General features: G+C 69.6%; 5 protein-coding genes and 4 pseudogenes. 3 read left to right on the forward strand and 6 right to left on the reverse strand.

Translation table 11 applies throughout. The annotated features are described in order from the left end of the window. The 4 genes and pseudogenes from AC2W7C_RS12625 to AC2W7C_RS12640 all read right to left on the reverse strand — a co-directional run. Positions 1-177: pseudogene (locus AC2W7C_RS12625) on the reverse strand (pyrroline-5-carboxylate reductase); the annotation flags it as partial. Between the two features lie 8 nt (positions 178-185). Then, positions 186-410: a hypothetical protein gene (locus AC2W7C_RS12630; RefSeq protein ID WP_486001757.1), complete on the reverse strand. Its 225-nt coding sequence runs from the start codon at positions 408-410 to the stop codon at positions 186-188. Positions 411-414: 4 nt separating this feature from the next. After that, complete coding sequence (locus AC2W7C_RS12635; protein WP_486001758.1) at positions 415-918, reverse strand: type III secretion system chaperone family protein; 504 nt, start codon at positions 916-918, stop codon at positions 415-417. Positions 919-982: 64 nt separating this feature from the next. After that, a complete protein-coding gene (locus AC2W7C_RS12640; RefSeq protein ID WP_486001759.1) occupies positions 983-1,258 on the reverse strand; it encodes an accessory factor UbiK family protein in 276 nt (91 codons plus the stop codon). 183 nt (positions 1,259-1,441) lie between these two features. On the opposite strand from AC2W7C_RS12640, the pseudogene lgt reads away from it, so the two are divergent. From lgt to pgeF, 3 genes and pseudogenes are all read left to right on the forward strand, one after another. Then, a pseudogene (gene lgt, locus AC2W7C_RS12645) lies at positions 1,442-2,343 on the forward strand (prolipoprotein diacylglyceryl transferase). Then, positions 2,343-3,430, forward strand: a pseudogene (locus AC2W7C_RS12650) (class I SAM-dependent methyltransferase). The pseudogenes lgt and AC2W7C_RS12650 overlap by 1 nt, the downstream one beginning before the upstream one ends. 4 nt (positions 3,431-3,434) lie before the next feature. Further along, complete coding sequence (gene pgeF, locus AC2W7C_RS12655) at positions 3,435-4,205, forward strand: peptidoglycan editing factor PgeF (protein WP_486001760.1); 771 nt, start codon at positions 3,435-3,437, stop codon at positions 4,203-4,205. A 102-nt stretch (positions 4,206-4,307) separates the two neighbouring features. Here the strand turns inward: pgeF and lpxC are convergent, their stop codons facing one another. Both lpxC and AC2W7C_RS12665 read right to left on the reverse strand, forming a co-directional pair. Further along, complete coding sequence (gene lpxC, locus AC2W7C_RS12660; RefSeq protein ID WP_486001761.1) at positions 4,308-5,207, reverse strand: UDP-3-O-acyl-N-acetylglucosamine deacetylase; 900 nt, start codon at positions 5,205-5,207, stop codon at positions 4,308-4,310. Between the two features lie 238 nt (positions 5,208-5,445). Then, a pseudogene (locus AC2W7C_RS12665) lies at positions 5,446-5,939 on the reverse strand (cell division protein FtsZ); the annotation flags it as partial.

Consider the following 5,939-nt stretch of genomic DNA (forward strand, 5'->3'; position numbering starts at 1 on the left):
CGCCCACAGGGCGGCCACCCCGCGGGCCTGCGCCACGGCGGTGGTCGGCATGACCCGCGCGACGGGCCGCCGGACGGCGTCGGCGATATCCGGCGACCGGACCCCCGCCATGACCGACACCAGAACCGCGTTCTCGGCCAGGCGGTCCGTGATCGGCTGAAGCGCCTCACGCCACATTGCGGGCTTCACCGCCAACACCACGACAGCGGCTCGCCCCAGGGCCTCCAGAGGCGGATTGACTGACGCGCCATCCGCGCGGCCGCCTCCGCGGCCGGCTTGGACGAGGGCGTCAGAATGACCAGATCGGTCGCCGCCACGGCTCCGGTCTCGCGCCACCCTTCCAGGATGGCCGAGCCCAGCCGTCCGCACCCCACCAAGACCACGGCGCCGTGCGGAGGATCGGATGTCATGGCCTCAGGCCGTGCCGACGGTCTCGAACAGGCAGGCGTCGATCGCCTCCTGCGGCTTCTTCGATCCGCGGATCATGAAGTCGAAGGCCGGGTAGTAGCGGTCGGCCGCCTCGACGGCGGCGTCGATCATCGATGCCGCCTGGGCCAGGGTCGGGCGCTCGCCCATCGGCAGGGCCAGCGAATGGCGGAAGACGATCTCGCCGTCCTCGGCCCAGACCTCGAAATGCCCCATCCAAGTGCGCTGGTTGATCAGGCCCACCAACTCATAGGCGGCGGTGCGCTTGGCCTTGGAGGCCTGCAGGTCCAGAGCGCAGCACAGCTGCAGGCAGTCACCCTCGGGACGCCAGGCGAACCACAGTTCGTAGTCCTTCCAGTCCCCGGCCAGCGAGAAGGCCAGATCGCCTTCGTCGGTCCGATCGAAAGGCAGGTTTTCGGCGACCAGCACGTGCTCGACCACGTCCAGCGGATCGTAGGGCGTGTCGATTTCTTCGGGCCGTGCGGCGTCCATCAAGGCGTCTCCAGGCGCGACTCACGCCCCGTTAAGCAACCGTAGGCGGGTTCGCAGATTCGGCTCAACCGGCTGCGTCCTGAGGGGGAACCGACGCTGTGGACGTTCCCTTGCGAGGCGTCTTGGCGGCTTTCAGCGTCGCGATCTCGGCTCTCAGCGCGGCGATCTCGGCCTTCAGGGCGTCGAACTCGTCGCGCCGCACCAGGTCCATTTCGGCCACGAAACGATCGGCCTGGGCGCGAAAGGCGGTCTTGGCCTCCTCGCCCGCGGCCTGGGCCAAGCCCATGGCGCCGGTGGTCAGCTTGGCGAACTCGTCCAGGATGGGGTTACGCGTTTGCATCTTGGAACTCCGACTCAAACCAGCGGTCTTGGTTAACGATGGTTGCCGGATATGGTGAATGAAACCTTTCTGTCGATGCGACCTAAGGCCCGGGTCTGGCGCGACGACCCTTGCCGAAATTTCAGGGACGACCGCCGCGACGCTTGCTAAACCTCGCCCCTGCAACCGCCTTCAGGAGCGCCCGTGCAATTTCCCGAGTTCGATCCGGTGCTGTTCAGCATCGGCCCCCTGGACATCCGCTGGTACGCCCTGGCCTATGTGGCGGGCATCGTCCTGGGCTGGTGGTACGCCGCCCGTCTGGCCGGGCCAATGCGCTGTGGCAGCCGGCCAAGCCCCCGGTCACGACCCAGCAGCTGGACGATCTGGTCCTATGGATCACGCTCGGCATCATCCTGGGCGGCCGACTGGGCTACGGCCTCTTCTACAAGCCCGAACTCTACGCTCAGGTCTTTACCGGGGCCGACTGGGGCGAGCGGCTGGCCCTGTTCCGGCTCTGGGACGGCGGCATGTCCTTCCACGGCGGACTGATCGGCGTCTGCCTGGCCATCTTCGTCTTCGCCCGCCGCAACAAGGTGCGCCTGCTCAGCCTGGGCGACCTGGTGGCCCCCGTCGTGCCGCTGGGCTTGGCGTTCGGCCGCCTGGCCAACTTCATCAACGGCGAGCTCTGGGGCCGCCCGACGGACGTCGCCTGGGGCGTCAACTTCTGCAGCAACCGGGCCCGCGAGATCTATGGCCAGACGTGCCAGTTCCTCGCCCCCAACGGCGACGTGATCGGACCGGGCGATGTCGTGCGCCACCCCAGCCAGCTGTACGAGGCCGGCCTGGAGGGCGTGGTGCTGTTCACGGTGCTGTGGTTCGCCGTGCACAAGGGACGGCTGCTGGCCAAGCCCGGCTATGTGACCGGGATCTTCCTGCTGGGCTACGGCGTCATCCGCGCCTCGCTGGAGAACGTCCGCCAGCCCGACGCCGGGCTCGAGCACCTGCCGCTGGGCCTGACCATGGGCATGATCCTGTCCATCCCGATGATGCTGATCGGCGCCTGGCTGATCTGGCGCGCCTGGAACCGGCCGCCGGCGGCGGCCTGATGCCGGACGAAGTCCCCTCGCTGAGGGACCGGCTGGCGCGGGAGATCGCGCTGACCGGTCCCATGACGGTCGCCGACTACGTCTCGCGCTGCCTGCACGATCCCCAGGGCGGCTACTACGCCACCCGTCCGGCCATCGGCGCGACCGGCGACTTCATCACCGCGCCTATGATCAGCCAGATGTTCGGCGAACTGATCGGCTTGTGGGCGATCGAGCTGTGGCGCCGGATGGGCGCGCCCGAGCGCGTACGGCTGATCGAGGTCGGACCGGGCGACGGGACCCTGATGGCCGACGCCCTGCGCGCGGCGCGACTGGCGCCCGACTTCCTGCATGCCGTCGACCTGATCCTGATCGAGCCCTCGGCCCCGCTCAGGGCCGCCCAAGCGCGCATGCTGGCCGACAGCGACGTTCATCCGCGCTGGGTCTCGTCCCTGGACCGCATCGAGACCGACGCTCCGGTGATCCTGATCGCCAACGAGGTCCTGGACTGCCTGCCGGCCCGCCAGTTCGTGAAGACCGACGACGGCTGGGCCGAGCGTCGAGTCGGCGTCACCGAGGATGGCGCCCTGCAGTTCGGCCTGGTGAAGATCACCGGCGGCTTCAAGCGTCCGGCCTTCGAAGTCGAGCCGGGCCAGGTCGTCGAGATCTCGGACCAGCAGGCCGCATTCGGCCGGGACCTGGCCGCCCTGGTCAAGGCCGCCTCGGGCGCCGCCCTGCTGATCGACTACGGCCGCGCCCGGCCCGAGGCCGGCGACACGCTCCAGGCCTTGCGCCGCCACCAGAGGTCCGCACCGCTGGAGACGCCCGGCGAGGCGACCTGACCCAGTGGGCCGACTTCCCCACGGTGCTCGAGGCCGCCGTCCACACGGGGGCCGACGTCACCGGCTGCCTGGGCCAGGGCGAGTTCCTGCATCTGTTGGGCATCGAGCCCCGCGCCGACCGGCTGAAGGAAGGGCGGCCGGACGCGGCCCCGATCATCGACCGCCAGCTGGCCCGCCTGACCGGCGACGACCAGATGGGAACCCTGTTCAAGGCCTGCGCGATCTTCTCTCCGCACACGCTCGTCGTTCCCGGGTTCGAAGACTAGCCGCATGCTGCTGGAGCCGATCACCCATCCCCTGTTGGACCGGGCCGGCGTGCGCCACGGCTTCTTCACGCGCGCGGGCGGGGTCTCCACGGGCCTGTACGAAGGCCTGAACACCGGCGTGGGCTCCAGGGACGATCCCGCGGCGGTCGCCGAGAACCGCCGCCGCGTGGCGGCCCATTTTGGCGGCGAGTCCGACGACCTGGCCAGCTGCTACCAGGTGCACTCGGCCGTCGCCCGCGTCGCGGAGAGGGGCTGGAAGGGCGAACGGCCCGAAGGCGACGCCGCGGTGTCCGCGGCGCCCGGCGTGATCTGCGCGGTCCTGACGGCGGACTGCGCGCCGGTCCTGCTGGCCGACCCCCAGGCTGGGATCGTCGGCGCCGCCCATGCCGGCTGGAAAGGGGCGCTGGGGGGAATCATCCACTCGACCGTCGCCGCCATGCAGGCCCTGGGCGCCGATCCCCGTCGCACGGTCGCCGTCGTCGGCCCCTGCATCGCCCAGGCCAGCTACGAAGTGGACGCCGCCTTCCAGGAGCGGTTCGAGCATCACGATCCCGGCAGCCAGCGGTTCTTCGCCCCCGGCCTCGCGGCCGACCGGCGCCAGTTCGACCTGCCCGCCTTCGTCCTGTGGCGGCTGGAGCAGGCCGGCGTCGCCGACGCCGCCTGGACCGGCGACGACACTCGGACGGACGCGGACCGGTTCTACTCGAACCGTCGGGCCTATCTGAACGGAGAGCCGGATTTCGGCCGGCTGATGAGCGCGATCAGCCTGGGCTGAGCAATACAACGCCGACAAAATTGTCTTGGATGTCTCGGGATTTGTCCCCGTTGTCGCGCCGCCCGGATGTCGCGGTTGTCTTGGTCCGCGAAGACCCTGCCGTCAGCCCGCCATCGCCAGTTCGGGCGTGCGGACGACCTCGCGCCAGGCCTGCGGATTGGCCAGCAGTTCGCGGACCAGCAGGTTGTTGATCGCGTGGCCCGCCTTCACGCCCTCGTAGCGGCCCAGCAGGGGCGCGCCGAGCACGTACAGGTCGCCGATGGCGTCGAGCGCCTTATGCTTCACGAACTCGCGCTCCATGCGCAGGCCGCCGGGGTTCAGGATCTGGTCGCCGTCGATGACCACGGCGTTCTCCAGCGAGCCCCCGCGCGCCAGGCCGGCTTTGCGCAGCGCCTCGACCTCGTGGGCGAAGCCGAAGGTGCGGGCGGCCATGATCTGGTCGCGGAAGGTCTGTTCGTCGACCACGAAGTCGACGACCTGATTGCCGATGACTGGCGTGTCGAAGTCGATCTCGAACCGCATCTCGTAGCGGTCGCACGGCAGCAGGGCCGCGGACTTGTCGCCGTCGCGCACCCGGATCGGCTTCAGGATCTCGATGTAGCGCACCGGCTCCGGCTGGCGGCGGAAACCGGCGCGGTCCAGCAACTGGACGAACTGCAGCGCCGAGCCGTCCAGGATCGGCAGCTCGGGCCCGTCCACCTCGACCACGGCGTTGGACACGCCCAGGGCGGCGAAGGCGGCCATCAGGTGCTCGATCGTCGACAGGCGCACGCCCGCCGCGTTCTCGATCATGGTGTTCAGGCGGGCGTCCACGACAGCCTCGCCCGACACCGGGATGCGGTTGTCGCGATCCGTCACGTCGGTGCGCACGAAGACGATGCCCGTGCCGACCGACGCCGGGCGCACGGCCAGGCGCACCCGATCGCCCGTGTGCACGCCCACGCCGGCGATGATCGCGGGCGCGACGGTCGTCTTCTGAAGATGGTCGTTACGGACCGACACACTCAAACTCGCTTTTGCGCGTCCGCGTCTGCGCGCGGAATTCGCCTCACCGTCCGTCTAGAGGATGGTGAACAAGCACGAAATCAAAGTCGGGTTTCGGATTGTTTCGGTCTGAAACTCGGCGAGGAGTAGGGTCTAGGTTCTAGGGATTAGGTTCCAGGGAGCCGATCGACCGCCTCAATGGAAAAGGGGCGGCCCGCCGGACCGCCCCTAGAACCTCGAACCTAGCCCCTGGCCGCTAGTTCGCCAGACGGCGCAGGAAAGACGGGATCTCCAGGTCGTCCTCGGCCTCGCCCAGTTCGGGCTCGGGCGCGGGCTGGACCTGGGCGGTCTGACGCATCTCGGTCTGGCGGTTGTTCTGCGGATAGGTCGGCTGGGGCGCCTGGCGCTTCTTGCCGAACAGGCTCCAGCCCGACTTGCGGTGATCCCGGTCGTCGTAGTCGTCATAAGCCGGCTCGTGGCGCGGCGCCTCGGGCTCGGCGCGGTCCAGGTGCAGTTCGCCCTGGGCGACCGGCGCCGACGCGGCGGCGGCGGGACGCGGAGCGGACTCGTACTCCTCGACCCACGGATCGACGATCGGCTCCAGCGAACGCTCTTCCGCGACGTGGATCACCGGCTCGGGCTTCGGCTCCGGAGCCCGGGCCACGGCGCCGAATGTCGGCTGGCTGGACTGAAGGTCGGGACGATCGGGGCTTCCTCGGCGCGCGCGCGGGGGCGCTTCGGCGCGGACCG

It is taken from the genome of Brevundimonas sp. CURTG3B2_SDJG, from assembly GCF_057364705.1.